Annotated in this window: 1 protein-coding gene; it reads right to left on the minus strand. The window is 75.3% G+C overall.

The annotated features are described in order from the left end of the window. On the minus strand, nt 1–259 hold a 259-nt coding region (locus ACEN88_RS35680), incomplete at both ends, for a hypothetical protein (RefSeq protein ID WP_413347118.1).

Raw genomic sequence — 259 nt, forward strand, 5'->3', positions numbered from 1 at the left:
GTGGCGGTAGCGCGCATCGCCCGGCGTGGCCAGGGCGCCCTGCGCCAGCGGTTCCGCATCGATCACGATCTCGCCGGCGTCGGGCAGCAGGTCGATTATCTGCACCTCGTCCGGCGCCGTGCACGCGCGGCCGTCGCAGACGGGCAGCGGATCGGTGCGCAACCGGGCGCCGGTGACGTGGCGCAGGCGGCCTGCCAGCATCAGCCGGAGACTCGCCGTCCCGTCGGGTACGGTCAGGCGCAGACGGGCCACGCCGCCG

Origin of the sequence: Massilia sp. CT11-108, assembly GCF_047302915.1 — a bacterium.
Lineage (GTDB): Bacteria > Pseudomonadota > Gammaproteobacteria > Burkholderiales > Burkholderiaceae_D > Telluria > Telluria orientalis.